This is a genomic window from Carnobacterium sp. FSL W8-0810 (assembly GCF_038007125.1).
Classification (GTDB): Bacteria; Bacillota; Bacilli; order Lactobacillales; family Carnobacteriaceae; genus Carnobacterium_B; species Carnobacterium_B inhibens.
This window is the reverse complement of sequence record NZ_JBBOWO010000001.1, coordinates 2,269,045-2,287,158: the sequence shown is the minus strand read 5'-3', so window position 1 is coordinate 2,287,158 and position 18,114 is coordinate 2,269,045. Positions and strand designations below refer to the sequence as shown.

Sequence of the window (18,114 nt, the reverse complement as noted above, 5' to 3'; positions counted from 1 at the left end):
AAAAATAGTTGTTTAAATAATTGAAAAATGTTATTGTTATAAGTTGTAAGGGCTGTATCACTTGTTTTACTGAAAAGAATGTAATTAACAGTTAAAACTGGATGTAGTCCTCAAAAATAATATTTATATAAAAGGGGATTTTTTATTATGGAAAAACGCGAATTTCACGTAGTAGCTGAAACAGGTATCCATGCACGTCCAGCAACATTATTAGTACAAACAGCAAGTAAATATAGCTCAGATATCAACTTAGAATACAAAGGTAAATCTGTAAACTTAAAATCAATCATGGGCGTTATGTCTTTAGGTGTTGGCCAAGGAGCTGACGTAGTTATCTCTGCTGACGGTTCTGATGAATCTGAAGCTCTTGCAGGAATCGAAGAAACAATGAAGAAAGAAGGCTTAGCTGAATAATGGTTGAAAAATTAAAAGGGATCGCAGCAAGTGATGGCATTGCGGTAGCAAAAGCATACTTACTAACTGAACCCGATTTAACTTTCAACAAAATTTCAGTTGAGAACTCTGATTCAGAAATTGAGCGCTTAAATTCAGCATTAAAAGAAGCAACAAAAGAACTTGAAATCATTCGTTCTAAAGCAGCAGAATCTTTAGGAGAAGAAGAAGCTCAAGTATTTGATGCTCATTTAATGGTTCTATCTGATCCAGAATTAATCGGGAGCATTGAGAGCTCTATCAAAGACAACAAAGTCAATGCAGAGAGCGCTTTAAAAGAAGTAACAGATATGTTTATTGGTATGTTTGAAGCTATGGAAGATAACCCTTACATGCGAGAACGTGCAGCTGATATCAAAGATGTTACTAAAAGAGTGTTGAGTCACTTGTTAGGTGTCAAACTTCCTAATCCTTCAATGATCGACGAAGAAGTGATTGTGGTTGCACATGACTTAACACCAAGTGATACTGCTCAATTAAATCGTGAATTTGTAAAAGCTTTTGTTACCGACATTGGTGGACGTACTTCACATTCAGCTATTATGGCTCGTTCGTTAGAAATTCCTGCAATTGTAGGAACGAAAGATATTACTTCTTTAGTTAAAGAAGGAGATCTTATTATCATCGATGGTTTAGAAGGCGATGTAATCGTTCATCCTGAAACATCAGATGTTACAACTTACGAAACAAAAGCGAAAGCTTTTGCTGATCAAAAAGCTGAGTGGGACAAATTAAAAGATGAACAAACCATAACTGCAGATGGTAAACATATTGAACTAGCTGCAAATATTGGTACTCCTAAAGATTTAGTAGGAGTAAAAAACAACGGTGGAGAAGCTGTTGGACTATACCGTACAGAATTCCTTTATATGGATTCACCTGATTTCCCTTCTGAGGAAGATCAGTTCAAAGCCTATAAAGAAGTTTTAGAAGGTATGGAAGGTAAAGCTGTTGTTGTTCGTACAATGGATATTGGCGGAGACAAAGAGTTACCTTACCTAACATTGCCACATGAAATGAATCCATTCTTGGGTTACCGTGCAATTCGTATTTGTTTAGCACAACCAGATATGTTTAGAACACAATTACGTGCATTATTACGTGCGTCTGTTTTTGGACAATTACGTATTATGTTCCCAATGATTGCAACTTTACAAGAATTCCGTCAAGCTAAAGGAATGCTTTTAGAAGAAAAAGCAAAATTAGTAAGTGAAGGTGTGGAAGTTTCAGAAAATATCGAAGTTGGTATTATGATCGAAATTCCTGCTGCTGCTGTTATTGCAGATAAATTTGCTAAAGAAGTTGACTTCTTCAGTATCGGTACCAATGACTTGATTCAATATACTATGGCTGCTGACCGTATGAACGAACGTGTTTCTTATCTTTACCAACCATATAACCCATCAATCTTACGTTTAATTAAAAATGTTATTGATGCTTCTCATAAAGAAGGAAAATGGACAGGTATGTGTGGAGAAATGGCGGGAGATCAAACGGCTGTACCTCTTCTAGTAGGATTAGGACTAGACGAGTTTTCAATGAGTGCTTCAAGTATTCTTAAAACTCGTAGTTTAATGAAACGTTTAGATACAAAACAAATGGCTGAATTAGCTGATAAAGCAATCAATGAATGTGATACTGCTGATGAAGTTGTAGAACTTGTTCAAACGTACACTAAATAAGTAGGAAAAACACAAGGATCTTAGAATTCTTGTGTTTTTTTATATGTATTTATTTAAAATAATACGTTTTCCTTATTAGAACTGATATACTAGAATCAGTTGATATAAAGGAGAGAATCAGAGTGACAAAAAAGATAGGTTTTATCGGAACGGGAGTAATGGGTGCTTCAATTGTTAAACACTTATTAGCAGCTGATTATTCTGTAACAGTCTATAATCGTACTAAGAGTAAAGCAGATGAGTTGATTAGTTTAGGAGCAAAATGGGCTGATACTCCAGCTGAAGTAACGGAAAAGAATGAACTTGTTTTTACAATTGTTGGATATCCGCAAGATGTAGAAGAAACTTATTTTGGCGAAAACGGTATTTTTAAGACAGCTACTGAAAATCATATCTTAGTAGATATGACGACTAGTACCCCTACATTGGCTCAAAAATTATATGAAGAAGGTAATAAAAAAGGTATTAAAGTTCTTGATGCTCCAGTTTCTGGAGGAGATTTAGGAGCTAAAAATGGAACATTGACTGTTATGGTAGGTGGAGATGAAAGTACTTATGAAAAAGTAAAACCTTTTTTTGATTTATTTTCGGCTAAAGTGAACTTACAAGGAAAAGCAGGCAGTGGACAACACACTAAAATGGCTAATCAAATTATGATTGCTGGTACAATGACTGGAATGGCTGAGCTATTGGTTTATGCTAATGCCGCAAACTTAGATCTTGAAAAAGTATTGGATACGGTTGGTGGAGGCAGTGCGCAAAATTGGTCATTAGCAAATTATGCACCACGAATTCTTAAAGAAGACTATACAGCTGGATTTTTTGTTAAACATTTTATTAAAGACTTAAAAATTGCATTGGACGAAGCAGAAAAAATGTCATTAGATTTACCAGCTACTCGTCAAGCTAAAGAGCTATATGAAGAATTAGCACAAAATGGTTTTGAAAATGATGGGACACAAGCTATTATTAAATTATGGTGGCCGGAAGGTCAACGTCCTAATAGCTAATAAAAAAATAAAAATACTGCACTCCATAAGACCGTCGATCTTATGGAGTGCAGTATTTTTTAGTAAGTATTAAACAGCTTTAGGAGGAATAGTCATATAGCTGCGCAATCTTTTTACCGCTTCTTCTAATTTTTCCATGCTGGCAGCATAACTGATGCGTATGTAACCTTCACCAGCGCTTCCAAAAGCAGATCCTGGTATTAAAGCAAGCTTATTTTTTTCAGCTAAATCAATACAAAAGCTCATACTATTTTGTAAATGCCCTTCTGGAATTTTTGCAAAAAGGTAAAACGCACCGTTTGGACGAGCAACTTCAAAACCTAACTGGGTAAATTCTTCAAATAAATAATCTCTTCTTTTACGGTATTCTTTTTTCATTGGGAGTGCATCGTCTATTCCAGTAGTTAAAGCCGCTAATGCTCCTTTTTGAGAGATAGAAGAAGCACAAGTTACAAGATATTGATGGACCTTAATAATTTGGCTTATAAGTTCTTCTGGTGCAAAGATAAAACCGATTCTCCATCCAGTCATAGCATGAGATTTTGATAAGCCATTAATGATGATGGTTTGATCTCTCATATACTCAGCAATAGAAACATGTTCATTATCATACGTTAGTTCACTGTAGATTTCATCACTGATAGCAAATATAGAATATTTTTTGATGGTTTCTGCAAGAGCTTTAACTTCTTCTCGTAAGTAGGTAACACCAGTAGGGTTGCTTGGATAATTTAAAATAATGGCTTTGACATCATTGCCGTGTTCTTTCATTGCAGTATCAATCATTTCAGGAGTTAATACAAACCCGTTAACGCTTGTGTCAATAAAAACAGGTATAGCTTGACTCAGAGTGATCAATGGCTCGTAACCTGGAAAAATAGGCGAAGGGACCAATATTTTATCGCCAGGATTTAGAATGGCTAGTAATGAAGCAGATATAGCTTCAGTAGCACCAACGGTTACTAAGACTTCATTTTTGGGGCTATAAGACACAGCATATTTTTTCTTCATGAAGATAGAGGCTGCTTCTCGTAAGTTGATATCTCCAGCCATCCCTGTGTAATGTGACTGATTAGCAGTAATTGCGTCTATAGCAGCTTCTTTAATATGGCTAGGTGTATTGAAGTCTGGTTCACCTAACGTTAATTTAAGCATGCCATCTATTATAGATACGCGCTCGTCAAATTTACGAATATCTGAAACTTCAATTTTGTAGGTTTGATTATTAAAACGATCCTGTAATGGGTTCATTGCGTTTGCCTCCTTGGATGTGTATTGCAACTATATTAACATAAGATCTTTAAAAGATTAGGCTTTTTTTCTATAAAGATTATTTTTTTATGAAAATAGGGTAAGTTTACTGTCTTTTATAAAAAATTCTGGTAGAATGATTACTGAGTTAAGTTTGAAAGGGGCACGAAATTATGACAACTTCACAATTAGTTGGGATTATTCGCCGATTGGAAGCTATGCTAGAAGATACAGAAAGTGAAGTTCAAGTTCGTCGATTTGAAAAAGAAGGAAACGAACGTTGTGTTATTACGTACGATGCAAAAACTGAAACATTTGAATTGTTAGAAACCTCTACTCAGCAAGTATATCAATTTGATGATGTAGACTTAGTTGCTATGGAAATATTTGAATTGCTTCAAGATTAATATAACTTTAGTAATAAAGGTTTATCTACTAAAGACCGATAAAAAATTCTTTAAGAATTTTTTATCGGTCTTTTTTTATTTTTTTCTAACTAGCAATTTTTTCAAAAATGGTTATACTAAATATACTGATGATTAAAAAAAAATGAGAGTAAGGTTGTTTAAAACTCATTTTAAAGAAATGGGAAATGAAGGAGAAAGTATATGGCAGACCAATTGCGAATAGGTATTTTAGGATTTGGAACGGTTGGAAGTGGTGTATTACGTATTTTAAAGAACCATGAGCCGAAGTTAAATCAAGTAACAGGAACAACTTTAAAAGTGAAAAAAGTTTTGGTACGAGACCTGAAGAAACAACGTGGATCAATTGCGGATGGAGTAGAGTTGACCATGGATGCAGATGAAATTATAAATGATCCTGAAATAGACATTGTAGTGGAAGTTATGGGAAGTATCGATCAAGCAAAAGAGTATATTAAAAAGGCGTTGACAGCTGGAAAACACGTTGTTACAGCAAATAAAGATTTAATTGCTTTGCATGGGAATGAATTAGTCGCTCTAGCAAAAGAATACAACTGTGATTTATACTATGAAGCGAGTGTTGCAGGTGGAATCCCAATTTTACGTACGATTGTAGATAGTCTAGCTTCTGACGAAATACAAAAGGTTTTTGGTATTGTTAATGGAACAACAAATTTCATCTTGTCACAAATGACAAATGAAGGGAAATCTTATAGTGAGGCTTTGAAAGAAGCACAAGAATTAGGTTTTGCTGAAAGTGATCCAACAAATGACGTTGACGGTATTGATGCTGCTCGTAAAATGGTTATATTAACACGTTTAGCTTTTGGAATGAATGTGGAATTAGACCAAATTGAAACTAAAGGGATTCGTGATTTACAACAAGAAGATATTAAAATGGCTGAGAGACTAGGCTATAAAATTAAATTGATTGGATCAGCTATTCAAAGTGAAAGTCGAATTAGCGTAGATGTAGGTCCTATATTAGTACCAGTAAATCATCCACTAGCAAGTGTTCAAAATGAGAACAATGCTGTCTTTGTAGTAGGTGCGGCTGTTGGAGAAACCATGTACTATGGTCCTGGAGCTGGAGAACTGCCGACCGCAAATAGTGTGGTAAGCGATGTGATTACAGTAGCCAAAAATATACGTTTAGGCACAAGTGGTAATGTCTTTAGTTCCTATCAGCATGAAACGAATCTTGCAGAGGATACAAAAGTATTCAATAAGTATTACATTGCCATTGAAATGCAAGATAAAACAGGACAATTTTTGGCACTTACAAAATTATTTAGCCAATTTGATATTGGTTTTGACCAAATTATACAACAACCCCTTTCAAGCGATATGGCAAAAGTAGTGATAGTGACACATAAAATTACTAAAGCGCAGCAAAAGGAATTAATAAATGCCTTTAAAGACACAAACGAAATGAATTTACTTGTTTGCTTTAAAGTGATGGAGGGAAATTAATGTATCAAGGATTACTTGAAAAATATAAAGATCAATTGCCAGTAACAGATAAAACACCCATGATTTCTTTGTATGAAGGGAACACACCTTTGATTCCGTTAACTAATCTTTCGAAAGAATTGGGTGTAACACTTTATGGAAAATATGAGGGACTAAATCCTACTGGTTCATTTAAAGATCGTGGAATGGTTATGGCAGTTGCTAAAGCAAAAGAAGAAGGAGCAAAAGCGATCATTTGTGCATCAACTGGAAATACAAGTGCTGCAGCTGCGGCATATGCTACACGTGCAGGACTTAAAGCCTATATTGTTATTCCGGATGGAAAAATTGCTATGGGTAAATTGGCACAAGCCGTCATGTATGGTGCTGATATTATCTCGATCCAAGGTAACTTTGATCAAGCTTTAAAATCAGTTCGAAAGTTAGCTGAAACGGAAGCTGTTACTCTAGTCAATTCGGTAAACCCTTATCGAATTGAAGGGCAAAAAACAGCCGCTTTTGAAGTTTGTGAAGATCTGGGAAAAGCGCCAGATGTATTAGCAATTCCAGTTGGGAATGCTGGGAATATTTCTGCTTATTGGAAAGGGTTTAAAGAATGGAATGAGATAAAGCAAACAGGGCTACCTAGGATGCATGGGTATGAAGCAGAAGGAGCAGCTGCGATTGTCCAAGGGGAAATTATTGAGTATCCTGAAACGATTGCAACGGCTATTAGAATTGGAAATCCAGCTAGCTGGAAATTAGCTGAGGCTGCTCGAGATGAATCCAAAGGTAAAATAGATTTTGTTACAGATGATGAAATTATCAATGCTTATCGAAAAGTTGCTGCTATGGATGGTGTATTTATTGAACCGGGATCTGCTGCTTCTTTAGCAGGAGTGATTAAAGATGTTAAAGGTGGTGCTATTAAAAAAGGCGAAACTGTTGTCTGTGTATTTACAGGGAATGGTTTGAAAGATCCAGATACAGCACTTGAAGTCACAACTATTCCTATTTCAAAGATGGATGACTTAGAAGATATGAGGAAACATTTGCAAGCAGGGGTTGAAAAATTATGAAAATAATTGTACCAGGAACAACATCAAATCTAGGGCCAGGTTTTGATTCCTGTGGGTTAGCTTTAAATTTATATCTGACGCTAGAAGTTGGGCCTGAAACGGAAAGTTGGGTGATTCATCATACCCTTGGAGAAAATATTCCAAGCGATGAAACAAACCTGATTATCAAAACGGCTCTTTCGCTTGTTCCGAATATCCAACCTCGAGAACTATGGATGGAAAGTGAGATACCGGCAACGCGTGGATTAGGAAGTAGTTCAGCAGCCATTGTTGCAGGAATTGAATTGGCTAATCAACTTGCTGAATTAAAGTTAAGCAAAAAAGAGAAAGTGGCGATTGCTTCTAATCTAGAAGGACATCCTGATAATGCGGCACCAGCTATATTAGGCGATTTTGTGATAGCCAGCAAAATAAAAGACAGTACTTTTGCTGTAAAACATACGTTTCCAGATACCGGCATCTTAGCAGTCATTCCAAACCATGAATTGCTGACAAAGGAAAGTCGGGAAGTACTGCCGGAAAAATTGGCTTATGCACAAGCGGTCCAAGCAAGTTCTATCAGTAATGTGATGATCTCAGCTATTTTAGCGGATGACTTGAATTTAGCTGGCGCAATGATAGAAAATGACTTATGGCATGAAAACTATCGCAAAGAACTGGTGCCTCATTTAGTACCGATTCGGGAATTAGCAAAGAAAAATGGAGCGCACGCTACCTTTTTAAGTGGTGCTGGTTCCACTGTCTTGATTTTAGCTCCTTACTCAAGCTTAGATGCTATAAGGAAAGTAGTAAAAGCCAATTTCAATGATACAACTGTGCAAAAAGTTCAGGTTGAACGAGAGGGTTTGAAAGTACAAGCATAAAAAAACGAGTCAGGAAATTTTTCCTGACTCGTTTTTTATACAGCTAGTTCCTTCGAGTAAATTTTTAAAGCTCGCCGACTAGTTTTGATCCGTGCAGTTCTGTTACACCAAGGTATTGCTGAATGTCAGCAGCATTTTCATTGGTTATTCCTCCACCTGGGAGAATAAGAATTCGATCTTTTGCATAGTCTACTAGTTTTTTTAGATGGGGCAACGTTTCTTCGATTGGAACATGCGAATTTCCACCATGAGTTAAGATTCTTTGCACACCACGATCAGCTAACCAATTGATAGCTTCAAATTGCTTTTCAACTGGAATAGCATCAAATGCCATGTGGAAAGTTACTTGTAAGCCATAAGCTTCTTCTAATAATTGTTCCATTGCATCCTCGTCAATCCAATTGTCCTTTGTTAAGCAGCCGAATACGACTCCATCTAAACCTAAATTACGTGCTTCTATAAGATCGTAGCCCATGATTTTTAATTCACTGTCATTATAGACAAAATTACCAGATCGAGGGCGGATGATAGCCATTAAAGGTATCATTTTTTCTGCACAATAATCTGCTGCTTCATGCATAACACCTTTGCTGACTGTTGTTCCACCACTACTTAAATAATCGCATAATTCTATTCTAGTGGCCCCTTTTGCAATTGCTTTAGGGATAGAACTATAATTTTCTAAACATACTTCTTTTAAATACATAATTGTAAACTCCTTTTTTAAAGGTTTATAAGCAAAGTACAAATCCTTAGTTTTTTTCTAAATAGGCTAATCAATAGTAGTATAGCAAAAAAATAACTAAATAGTTCTATGAAATTTGTAAGATAAATTGAATCTAAGGATTGTCTTCGCTATAATAAAGCAGGAATACTAATGAAAAATTAAAGATAACTTGACAGTAATAATTTTTTACAGCCAAGTAGGTTTAAAGGATGGTAGTAAAATGAAAATTTTAGTTCAAAAATTTGGCGGCACATCAGTAAAAGATGAAGAAAGCCGTTTATCTGCAGAAAAACATATCAAACATGCTATTTCATCTGGATATAAAGTAATCGTTGTTGTATCAGCAATCGGAAGAATGGGCGATCCTTACGCAACCGATTCGCTCTTATCTTTAATTGATGGAGAAAAGAGCTATTTAGATTTAAGAGAACGTGATATGTTGTTATCAGTTGGCGAAACAATATCAACTGCTGTATTTACAAACCAGTTGAAAAAAAATGGTATTCACGCAGTAGGTTTAACAGGCCAAAGTGCAGGTATTCGAACGAATGAAGATTTTGGGCAAGCGAAAGTTCAAGATGTCGATACTTCTGCCATTTATGAATATTTGAAAATAAATGATGTTGTAGTAGTAGCAGGATTCCAAGGAGTAAGCGATAATGGGCATGTGACAACCATTGGACGCGGAGGCAGCGATACGACTGCTGCTTTATTAGGTGGTGCTTTTAAAGCAGCGTGTATCGACATCTTTACAGATGTATCTGGCATGATGACTGCTGATCCTCGATTAGTTGAAAAGGCACAGTTTTTAAAAGTCGTGAGTTACAATGAAGTGAGCAACATGGCACACGAAGGAGCAAAAGTTATTGATCCTAAAGCAGTTGAAATTGCACAACAAGCGGGTATTCCTATTCGCATTCGTTCTACTTACCAATCAGTAACCGATACGGGGACACTTATTACAAATACAAAAATGCAAAGCGATCCACAACGCTTGGTAACAGGAATTGCACATGTGCCACATCTCGTGCAATTTACAATTGAAACCACCAAAGAATTGCAAGAATCCTTATTTAATCTTTTAGCTCAATCAGGTTTTAGTTTAGATTTCATTAACATATTTCCTGGGAAAATAGTTTTTACCCTTCCGCAAACTATTTCTGAAAAAGCGAAAGAACTATTAAATGAACAAAAGATTAGTTACGCCACTCATGAGAACTGTGCGAAGGTAGCTATAGTAGGTGCTGGTATTACAGGTGTTCCTGGAGTAACAGCTAAAATTGTTACCGCAATGGCAAAATTAAACATTCCAATTTATCAATCTGCTGACAGCTATACAACTATTTGGATCCTGATTGAAGAAAAAGATTTAAAAGAAGCGTTAACGGAATTGCATGAAGTTTTTTTACAATCCAATTAATTGGAACAAGAGCCAGTCAATTCTATTAAAGGCTTAAATAAGTCTATCATATGAGAATTAGCCTAAAAAAGCTTGCTAAAGATTGTTTTTTTGTTATTTTGGCGTATAATTAAGTAAATAGTAGACTAGAGGAGTACTGTAAGAGGTACTCCTCTTTTAGTGAGTAGGGAGAAAAAATGTTGAATATATTTAAGCCGACATGGATGGTAGAAGCTATTTACCATATCACACCAGAGCAGTTAAAAGCTCAAAACATAAAAGCTGTCTTAACCGACTTAGACAATACTTTGATTGCTTGGAACAATCCAGATGGAACCCAAGAACTAATTGAATGGATCAATGTGATGGAAGAAGCAGGAATACCTGTCGTGATTCTATCTAATAACAAGGCAGTGCGTGTTGAACGTGTAGCTAAGGTATTACATTTAGATTATGTTTCTAGAGCTTTAAAACCCACAACAGTTGGATTTAAAAGAGCAAGTAAAAAATTGAATTTGTCCAGTGATGAGATCATCATGGTAGGAGATCAAATCATGACTGATATTTGGGGAGCAAACCTAGCGGGGATCCGTAATGTATTAGTAAAACCGATATTGGATACTGACGCTTGGAATACTCGATTTAATCGTTTTATGGAATTGCATATAATGAACTATATGATTAAAAAAGATCCAACAATGAGATGGAGGAAGTCAATAAATGACGACAAAAGAATTAAATAATGAGGAAGAAATTCGTTGTATTGGTTGCGGAGCCATTATACAAACAACGAACAAAGAAGCTTTAGGCTATACTCCAGCTTCAGCCTTAGAAAAAGGACTAGAAAAAGGCGAAGTATATTGCCAACGTTGTTTTAGATTACGCCATTATAATGAGATACAAGACGTTCAATTAACTGACGATGACTTTTTAAGATTACTTAATGAACTAGGTTCTGAAGACGCCTTAATTGTTAACGTTATTGATATTTTTGATTTCAATGGTAGTTTGATACCTGGATTGCACCGTTTTGTTGGAAATAATCCAGTACTGCTTGTAGGAAATAAAGTAGATTTGCTTCCTAAATCACTAAAACGCGGCAAAATGACCCAATGGTTGCGTGAACGTGCTCATGAAGAAGGATTACGACCAGATGATGTTTTATTGACAAGCGCAATGAAACCAGCTGAAATGGAAATTTTATTGGATGCTATTGAAAAACACCGTAAAGGGCGTAATGTTTTTGTAGTAGGTGTGACTAATGTTGGAAAATCAACATTAATCAATCAAATTATTAAATCTACAGCTGGTGTGCAAGACTTGATTACAACTTCTCAATTCCCAGGAACAACGTTGGACCGCATAGAAATTCCATTAGATGATGGAAAATTCTTGATTGATACACCGGGTATTATCCATCGTCATCAAATGGCTCATGTTTTAGGCGATAAAGATTTAAAATTGATTGCGCCTAAAAAAGAGATTAAACCAGTAGTTTATCAATTGAATGAAGGACAAACATTATTCTTTGGCGGAGTAGCACGTTTTGATTACTTAAAAGGCGGCAGACATTCCTTTACATGTTTTACTTCGAATGATTTGCATATTCACCGTACAAAATTAGAAAAAGCAGATGAATTATACCAAAAACAAGTAGGTAAATTATTACAACCACCTCGTGAAGACGAAGTTGAAGGTTTCCCCGAATTAGTTCGTTTTGAATTTTCTGTTAAAGAAAAAGCGGATATTGTTTTTGCAGGTCTTGGCTGGGTAACGGTAAATGAACCGGGATGTATCGTAGCAGGATGGGCTCCTAAAGGAATCGATGTTCTGATTCGAAAATCTTTGATATAACTAGAAAATAAAGTAGAAAAGATCGTTAAGGTCTTAATGGAGTGAATAGAATGAAATTAACTGGTAAACAAAAACGTTTTTTAAGAAGTAAAGCACATCATTTAAATCCCATTTTTCAAATAGGAAAAAATGGTTTAAATAAAGAAGTTATCGTACAAATTAGTGAAGCTTTAGAAAAAAGAGAATTAATCAAAGTTGGTTTATTGCAAAATACAGATGAAGTAGCTGAAGAAGTAGCAGCGGTTCTTGAAAAAGAAATCGGTTGTGATGCTGTTCAAATAATTGGTCGTGTAATCATACTATTTAAGCCATCTACTCAAGAAAAATATCGACGTGTTTCTACTGAAATACCAAGAACAAAATAAACGTTTGATCTATACTATTTTCATGAAGAAAGGTGATTAGCTTGAAAAGGCAATCTTTTTCTACTAATAAGACACAAGTATTAACTGAAATCGAATTGGATATTCAACCAAAGAGAAGAGTGGGCATCCTGGGTGGGACCTTTAACCCTCCACATATTGGTCATTTAATTATCGCCGATCAAGTTTGCCATCAACTCGGGTTAGAGAAAATTTATTTTATGCCAAGTGCAAATCCTCCGCATCAAGATGAAAAAAAAGCGATCGATGCTGCTCATCGTCTTCGAATGGTAGAATTGGCTACTGAGGATAATGACTATTTTAATGTTGAGAAAGCAGAAATTGAACGCGGTGGGAAAAGTTACACCTATGATACAATAGTAAAACTGAAGGAAGAAAATCCAGATACAGAGTACTACTTTATTATTGGTGGGGATATGGTTGAATATTTGCCTAAATGGTACAAAATTGATGAACTGGCTCAACTCGTGGAGTTTGTTGGTGTTAATCGTCCAGGTTACCCAGTTTTTAGTCCTTATCCCATTATTTGGGTAGACGTTCCTTCAATGGACATCAGCTCAACTCTATTAAGGAAAAACTTGAAAATGAACTGTCCGGTAAATTATTTGATTCCTGAAAAGACATTAAAGTATATCCGTCAAGAAGGGTTGTATCTTGATGACAACTAATATAAATCAAATCGTCTATTCAAAAAAATACGTATCCTTAACTAGAAATGAATTGATCGAAGCTGTTCAAAGCCAAATAAGTTCGAAAAGATTCCAACATGTATTAGGTGTAGAGCAAGCTGCTGTTCAACTGGCTGAAAGTTACGGTGTATCTATTGAGAAAGCCAGTATTGCAGCTCTAACGCATGATTATGCTAAAGAACGCAGCGATAAAGAAATGCGAGAGTTGATTTCCCATGAAAAGCTTGATTTAGAGTGGCTTGATTATGGGAGCAATATTTGGCATGGCCCTTTAGGAGCTCTTTTAGTAGAGCGTGAGTTAGGTATTTCAAATCTAGATATTTTAAATGCAATCAAACATCATACTGTTGGTGCAGAAAAGATGTCTTTATTGGAGCAAGTGATTTATGTTGCCGATTATATAGAACCTGGCAGAGATTTTCCCGGTGTAGAACAAGTCCGTACCCTTGCTGCAGACGATTTACAAGCAGCTGTTGGTTACGAAACAAAACAAACATTGTACTATTTGATTGAAAAAAATAGAAGAATTTATCCAAAAACAATTGCTACTTATAATAAATGGGTAGCAAATCCTTAGGAGGAACAATATGGAAAACGAAAGCATGAAATTAGTAGAATTAGTTGTAAAAGCAGCAGATGATAAGAGAGCAGAGGACATTATTGCAATGGATGTGAGCAAAATCTCTATTTTAGCAGATTGCTTTATTGTGATGCATGGGAACAGTGAAAAACAAGTCAAAGCTATTTCTGAAGAAATCATCGATCAAGCTGAAAAAGCTGGAATGGATGTAAGAAGAGTTGAAGGACGTGAATCATCTAAATGGTTATTAATTGACCTTGGAGAAGTGATTGTACATGTATTCCACTATTCTGAACGTTCGTTTTATAATCTTGAAAAATTATGGAGTGATGCTCCTTTGGTAGACATCACAAATATGGTTTAAGAAAGATGAGTTATCAAGTTTTTGCACAAGTATATGATGCAATTATGGATGAAACACTTTATGACCGTTGGGGAGAATTTGTAGACAGTCAATTTCAAAATAAGAGTCCAAAATTACTGGAACTTGCTTGTGGAACTGGAGCTTTAGCTGTAGCGCTGTCTAAAAGAGGGTATGATGTAACGGGATTAGATCTATCTGAAAATATGTTGAGCCTGGCTTATGAACGTGCTAGGAAAGAAGAAGTAGCCCTTCCTTTAATTGAGGCAGATATGATGGATCTTTCTGAAATCGGACAATTTGAAGCTGTAACTTGTTTTTCAGATTCACTTTGTTATATGCCTGATGAAGAAGCGGTATATAAAGTTTTTCAACAGGTCTATAATGTATTAACAGATGGCGGGAAATTTTTATTCGATGTTCATTCTATTTATCAAACGGATACTGTCTTTCCAGGCTATATGTTTAATGATCAATCTGAAGACATCAGTTTCTTATGGACAAGCTATGCAGGTGAGAAAGAACATTCTGTTGAACATGATCTAACTTTCTTTGTGTATGGTGAAGAGTCAGACAACTATATGCGTTATGATGAAACACATAATGAACGAACATATCCATTAGAACAATATAAAAATATGCTCTCTAAAGCCGGTTTTTCTTCAATTGAAGTAAGTGCGGATTTTGGAGATGCAGAAATAACAAATGAAAGCCCTCGTTGGTTTTTTGTTTGTACCAAATAAATCGTTTATGAATGAAACTTTTTTAATGAAAAACAGAAAAATCAACTATGATTTTTCTGTTTTTTTACATAACGATTCCTCAAGAAAGGAGAGGTACTTTGTTAACACAGGCTTATCAAGTATTGCAAGAAACGTACGGGTTTACCGAATTTAAAACGGGACAAAAAGAAGTTATTGAAAAGGTCCTGCAAGGAAAAGATACATTAGCTATTATGCCTACAGGTGGTGGGAAATCTCTTTGTTACCAGATTCCTTCTCTAGTTTTCGAAGGGGTGACCATAGTAGTATCGCCTCTTATATCGCTAATGAAAGATCAAGTTGATGCCTTAACAGAATTAGGGATACCCGCTACTTATTTAAATAGTACACTAACAGCTGTCGAGATGAATGCACGTTTAAAAAAAGCCGTAAATGGTGAGTATAAATTAATCTATGTTGCTCCGGAAAGATTCCAAACAGAAGAAATTTTTTATTTGATGCATGCAATAACCATTTCAATGATAGCTATCGATGAAGCGCATTGTATTTCTCAGTGGGGTCACGACTTCAGACCAAGTTATTTATCTTTAGGCGAGTCTATTCAACAATTGGATTATCGCCCTGTTGTATTAGCTTTGACTGCTACAGCGACTCCAATTGTTTCGAATGATATATTGCAGTTGTTGGATATTGATCCGGATAATCGTGTGAAAACGGGATTTGAGCGTGATAATTTAGCCTTTCAAGTGGTGAAAGGACAAGAACGAAATCGCTTTTTACTGGATTATTTAACAGTAAATAAAGGGCAATCGGGAATCGTTTATGCTAGTACCCGAAAAGAAGTGGAACGTATTTATGAATTATTGAACGCCAAAAAGATTAAAGCTGGAAAATACCATGGCGGGCTGAGGGAAGATGAACGAAACGATTGGCAAGAAAAATTTCTTTATGATGAAGTTACGGTAATGGTAGCGACAAATGCATTTGGAATGGGTATCGATAAAAGTAATGTCCGATTTGTGATTCATTATCAAATTCCCAAAAATATTGAGGCATATTATCAAGAAGCAGGCCGTGCGGGTCGAGATGGATTGCCAAGTGATGCTATTTTATTATTTTCTCCTCAAGATATGCAGATTCAAAAATTTTTTATTGACCAATCAGAGTTAATGGAAGAATTGAAGAATCAAGAATATCGAAAATTAAGAGAGATGGCACAATACGGTTCGACACAAGTATGTTTGCAACGTTATATTGTTGAATATTTTGGAGATCAATGCAACGATTGTGGCAGATGCAGCAATTGTCTAGACGATCGTGAAGCGATTGATATTACATTAGAAACCCAAAAAGTGTTGTCTTGTGTGAAACGAATGGGTGAAACCTATGGAAAATCACTTATCATGAAAGTTCTAACCGGATCTAAAGATAAAAAGGTCACTCAATGGCATTTCGAAGAACTATCAACCTATGGATTAATGAAAGGTGTCCCTCAAAAAGAAGTGACACAGCTAATTGATTATTTAACGGCAGAAAAATTCTTAGCTCCTACTGATGGCCAGTACCCTATTTTAAAATTAACAGAAAAAGCTGTTACAGTATTAAAAGGGGAAATGACAGTCACTAGAAAACAAGCAAAAGTGGCGCAAAAAGTAGCAGTAGACGATGCTTTGTTTGATCAATTAAGAGAACTGAGACGCACATTTGCTACTGAGCAAAAAGTGCCACCCTATGTTATTTTTTCAGATGAAACATTGCATCAGATGTGTGTCCTTATGCCTCAAACTGAAACAGAAATGTTAAAAGTAAAAGGTGTGGGTGAAAATAAATTAGAGAAGTATGGCGAAGCTTTTTTAACATTTTTAAGACAAACTAAAGTAACCAGTTAAAGAGAGGGCTTTACTATGAAAAGTTGTGGTGTAGTTGTAGAATATAATCCCTTGCACAACGGACACGTGTATCATCTAGAAAAAACAAGAGAATTATCTGGCGCTGAAGTAGTCATTGCTGTTATGAGTGGGAACTTCCTGCAACGAGGTGAACCAGCCATTGTAGATAAATGGGCTAGAACACAAATGGCTTTAGCAGCTGGGGCAGATTTAGTCATCGAATTGCCAGTTTCATTTAGTGCGCAACCAGCAGATTATTTTGCTAAAGGATCAGTTTGTTTATTACATGCTTTAGGATGTGACGCTATTTGCTTTGGTTCAGAATCTGGTGACAGTAAAGACTATCAACAGATGGCTCATTTCCTAAATCAAAATGAAGCTATGATTGATCAGCGATTCAAAGAAAATAAAAATTCAGGACAGACGTATGCTACTCAAATGGCTCAAACTCTGGAAGAACTTACACCTCATCAAACTTTCTCTCTTTCTACCCCGAATAATATCTTGGGGCTGGCTTATGCTAGGGAAAATCTGCGCCATAAAAATCCGATGGAACTCTATACGACGACAAGAGTCGGATCTGATTATCATAATGAAGAATTGATGGAACAGAATTTTTCAAGTGCTACAGCTATTCGAAAAAAATTAGTTGGCAATCAGTTGAATAATGCTGCACTTGAAGAATTGAAACTAAGCATGCCAGATAGCAGTTTTAAACTAGTAACCTCTAAACCGCTAGTTAGTTGGGAAAATTATTGGTCTTATTTAAAATATCAAATAGAAGTACAATCTCTTGAAGAATTGCGTACGATATACCAGGTAACTGAAGGCATAGAATATCGATTAAAAGAATATGTACATGAGGCAGAAAGTTTTGAACAGTTTATTTCATTGGTGAAAAATAAAAGGGTATCTTGGGTTAAATTGCAGCGTTTATGTGTATATATCTTATTACAATTAAAAAAAGACGAAATGGTTGAGGAAATAAAAAAACCGCGAGCCATTCACTTGTTAGGTTTTAGTCCTTCTGGAAGAAATTACTTGAAAGAAAAGAAAAAAGAGTTTACTTTACCATTGATCACTAATGTAACTAAAAAAAATAAAAGTTTGTGGACAACTGATATAAAAGCAGGTAAGATTTATCAAATGGGGCAAATGGGTTTAATAAAAGAACAAGATTACTATCGTCAGCCAGTAAAATAAAATATATTTTTTTTGAAAATGCATATGAAAACAAGTTCTTATAAGGAAGACCTGTAAGGTAAAATACATTGACAAAGGATTCATTCACTAGT

Annotated in this window: 19 protein-coding genes; 17 read left to right on the top strand and 2 right to left on the bottom strand. The window is 35.6% G+C overall.

The genetic code is table 11. The annotated features are described in order from the left end of the window. The first annotated feature begins 147 nt into the window (after positions 1–147). The 3 genes from NST49_RS11060 to NST49_RS11050 all read left to right on the top strand — a co-directional run bounded on the left by NST49_RS11060 (position 148) and on the right by NST49_RS11050 (position 3,145). The gene (locus NST49_RS11060; protein WP_023177356.1) at positions 148–414 is read left to right on the top strand and encodes a phosphocarrier protein HPr; all 267 of its coding nucleotides are present in this window, start codon (positions 148–150) and stop codon (positions 412–414) included. After that, complete coding sequence (gene ptsP / locus NST49_RS11055; RefSeq protein WP_251166160.1) at positions 414–2,135, top strand: phosphoenolpyruvate--protein phosphotransferase; 1,722 nt, start codon at positions 414–416, stop codon at positions 2,133–2,135. The genes NST49_RS11060 and ptsP overlap by 1 nt, the downstream gene beginning before the upstream one ends. Before the next feature lie 122 nt (positions 2,136–2,257). Further along, the gene (locus NST49_RS11050; protein ID WP_341048597.1) at positions 2,258–3,145 is read left to right on the top strand and encodes an NAD(P)-dependent oxidoreductase; all 888 of its coding nucleotides are present in this window, start codon (positions 2,258–2,260) and stop codon (positions 3,143–3,145) included. A gap of 69 nt (positions 3,146–3,214) precedes the next feature. Here the strand turns inward: NST49_RS11050 and NST49_RS11045 are convergent, their stop codons facing one another. Then, on the bottom strand, positions 3,215–4,396 hold the full coding sequence (locus tag NST49_RS11045; RefSeq protein WP_251166159.1) for a pyridoxal phosphate-dependent aminotransferase: 1,182 nt from the start codon (positions 4,394–4,396) through the stop codon (positions 3,215–3,217). 173 nt (positions 4,397–4,569) lie between these two features. On the opposite strand from NST49_RS11045, the gene NST49_RS11040 reads away from it, so the two are divergent. From NST49_RS11040 to thrB, 4 genes are all read left to right on the top strand, one after another. After that, positions 4,570–4,803 (top strand): YkuJ family protein, encoded by a 234-nt coding sequence (locus tag NST49_RS11040; RefSeq protein ID WP_007723100.1) that lies wholly within the window; start codon positions 4,570–4,572, stop codon positions 4,801–4,803. A gap of 201 nt (positions 4,804–5,004) precedes the next feature. Then, positions 5,005–6,294, top strand: coding sequence for a homoserine dehydrogenase (locus NST49_RS11035; protein WP_034536397.1), 1,290 nt, complete (start codon positions 5,005–5,007; stop codon positions 6,292–6,294). Beyond that, a complete protein-coding gene (gene thrC, locus NST49_RS11030) occupies positions 6,294–7,352 on the top strand; it encodes a threonine synthase (protein WP_034536398.1) in 1,059 nt (352 codons plus the stop codon). The genes NST49_RS11035 and thrC overlap by 1 nt, the downstream gene beginning before the upstream one ends. Then, the gene (thrB, locus tag NST49_RS11025) at positions 7,349–8,215 is read left to right on the top strand and encodes a homoserine kinase (protein ID WP_034536399.1); all 867 of its coding nucleotides are present in this window, start codon (positions 7,349–7,351) and stop codon (positions 8,213–8,215) included. Before thrC ends, thrB begins: the two co-directional genes overlap by 4 nt. A gap of 64 nt (positions 8,216–8,279) precedes the next feature. Here thrB and NST49_RS11020 read toward each other — a convergent pair whose 3' ends face one another. Further along, positions 8,280–8,921, bottom strand: a complete 642-nt coding sequence (locus NST49_RS11020) for a copper homeostasis protein CutC (protein ID WP_341048583.1) — start codon at positions 8,919–8,921, stop codon at positions 8,280–8,282. Between the two features lie 241 nt (positions 8,922–9,162). Here NST49_RS11020 and dapG point away from each other — a divergent pair, with 241 nt between their 5' ends. The 10 genes from dapG to NST49_RS10970 all read left to right on the top strand — a co-directional run bounded on the left by dapG (position 9,163) and on the right by NST49_RS10970 (position 18,022). Beyond that, positions 9,163–10,362, top strand: coding sequence for an aspartate kinase (dapG, locus tag NST49_RS11015; RefSeq protein ID WP_023177364.1), 1,200 nt, complete (start codon positions 9,163–9,165; stop codon positions 10,360–10,362). 176 nt (positions 10,363–10,538) lie between these two features. Beyond that, positions 10,539–11,084: a YqeG family HAD IIIA-type phosphatase gene (locus NST49_RS11010; RefSeq protein ID WP_034536403.1), complete on the top strand. Its 546-nt coding sequence runs from the start codon at positions 10,539–10,541 to the stop codon at positions 11,082–11,084. Next, entirely contained in the window at positions 11,062–12,195 is a 1,134-nt protein-coding gene (gene yqeH / locus NST49_RS11005) for a ribosome biogenesis GTPase YqeH (protein ID WP_023177366.1), read from the top strand. Before NST49_RS11010 ends, yqeH begins: the two co-directional genes overlap by 23 nt. Before the next feature lie 50 nt (positions 12,196–12,245). Beyond that, entirely contained in the window at positions 12,246–12,560 is a 315-nt protein-coding gene (gene yhbY / locus NST49_RS11000; RefSeq protein WP_251166158.1) for a ribosome assembly RNA-binding protein YhbY, read from the top strand. Between the two features lie 41 nt (positions 12,561–12,601). Beyond that, complete coding sequence (locus NST49_RS10995) at positions 12,602–13,246, top strand: nicotinate-nucleotide adenylyltransferase (RefSeq protein WP_285836225.1); 645 nt, start codon at positions 12,602–12,604, stop codon at positions 13,244–13,246. Next, positions 13,236–13,844: a bis(5'-nucleosyl)-tetraphosphatase (symmetrical) YqeK gene (yqeK, locus tag NST49_RS10990; RefSeq protein ID WP_023177369.1), complete on the top strand. Its 609-nt coding sequence runs from the start codon at positions 13,236–13,238 to the stop codon at positions 13,842–13,844. Before NST49_RS10995 ends, yqeK begins: the two co-directional genes overlap by 11 nt. A gap of 10 nt (positions 13,845–13,854) precedes the next feature. Next, positions 13,855–14,211: a ribosome silencing factor gene (gene rsfS / locus NST49_RS10985; RefSeq protein ID WP_023177370.1), complete on the top strand. Its 357-nt coding sequence runs from the start codon at positions 13,855–13,857 to the stop codon at positions 14,209–14,211. A 5-nt stretch (positions 14,212–14,216) separates the two neighbouring features. Next, a complete protein-coding gene (locus tag NST49_RS10980; protein WP_341048574.1) occupies positions 14,217–14,951 on the top strand; it encodes a class I SAM-dependent DNA methyltransferase in 735 nt (244 codons plus the stop codon). A gap of 47 nt (positions 14,952–14,998) precedes the next feature. Then, positions 14,999–16,819 carry a DNA helicase RecQ gene (gene recQ, locus NST49_RS10975; RefSeq protein ID WP_201768287.1) on the top strand — a complete coding sequence of 607 codons (1,821 nt, stop codon included), beginning with the start codon at positions 14,999–15,001 and terminating at the stop codon, positions 16,817–16,819. A 15-nt stretch (positions 16,820–16,834) separates the two neighbouring features. Then, positions 16,835–18,022, top strand: a complete 1,188-nt coding sequence (locus tag NST49_RS10970) for a nucleotidyltransferase (RefSeq protein WP_251166157.1) — start codon at positions 16,835–16,837, stop codon at positions 18,020–18,022. The last annotated feature ends 92 nt before the right edge of the window (positions 18,023–18,114 follow it).

Excerpts from the sequence above, each read along its gene's own strand:
- yhbY (WP_251166158.1), top strand. The coding sequence starts at position 12,246 with ATGAAATTAACTGGTAAACAAAAACGTTTTTTAAGAAGTAAAGCACAT.
- NST49_RS11040 (WP_007723100.1), top strand. The coding sequence starts at position 4,570 with ATGACAACTTCACAATTAGTTGGGATTATTCGCCGATTGGAAGCTATG.
- NST49_RS11045 (WP_251166159.1), bottom strand. The coding sequence starts at position 4,396 with ATGAACCCATTACAGGATCGTTTTAATAATCAAACCTACAAAATTGAA.
- NST49_RS11010 (WP_034536403.1), top strand. The coding sequence starts at position 10,539 with ATGTTGAATATATTTAAGCCGACATGGATGGTAGAAGCTATTTACCAT.
- yqeH (WP_023177366.1), top strand. The coding sequence starts at position 11,062 with ATGACGACAAAAGAATTAAATAATGAGGAAGAAATTCGTTGTATTGGT.
- thrC (WP_034536398.1), top strand. The coding sequence starts at position 6,294 with ATGTATCAAGGATTACTTGAAAAATATAAAGATCAATTGCCAGTAACA.
- rsfS (WP_023177370.1), top strand. The coding sequence starts at position 13,855 with ATGGAAAACGAAAGCATGAAATTAGTAGAATTAGTTGTAAAAGCAGCA.
- NST49_RS11020 (WP_341048583.1), bottom strand. The coding sequence starts at position 8,921 with ATGTATTTAAAAGAAGTATGTTTAGAAAATTATAGTTCTATCCCTAAA.
- NST49_RS11060 (WP_023177356.1), top strand. The coding sequence starts at position 148 with ATGGAAAAACGCGAATTTCACGTAGTAGCTGAAACAGGTATCCATGCA.
- ptsP (WP_251166160.1), top strand. The coding sequence starts at position 414 with ATGGTTGAAAAATTAAAAGGGATCGCAGCAAGTGATGGCATTGCGGTA.
- NST49_RS11035 (WP_034536397.1), top strand. The coding sequence starts at position 5,005 with ATGGCAGACCAATTGCGAATAGGTATTTTAGGATTTGGAACGGTTGGA.
- thrB (WP_034536399.1), top strand. The coding sequence starts at position 7,349 with ATGAAAATAATTGTACCAGGAACAACATCAAATCTAGGGCCAGGTTTT.
- NST49_RS10980 (WP_341048574.1), top strand. The coding sequence starts at position 14,217 with ATGAGTTATCAAGTTTTTGCACAAGTATATGATGCAATTATGGATGAA.
- recQ (WP_201768287.1), top strand. The coding sequence starts at position 14,999 with ATGATTTTTCTGTTTTTTTACATAACGATTCCTCAAGAAAGGAGAGGT.
- dapG (WP_023177364.1), top strand. The coding sequence starts at position 9,163 with ATGAAAATTTTAGTTCAAAAATTTGGCGGCACATCAGTAAAAGATGAA.
- NST49_RS10970 (WP_251166157.1), top strand. The coding sequence starts at position 16,835 with ATGAAAAGTTGTGGTGTAGTTGTAGAATATAATCCCTTGCACAACGGA.
- yqeK (WP_023177369.1), top strand. The coding sequence starts at position 13,236 with ATGACAACTAATATAAATCAAATCGTCTATTCAAAAAAATACGTATCC.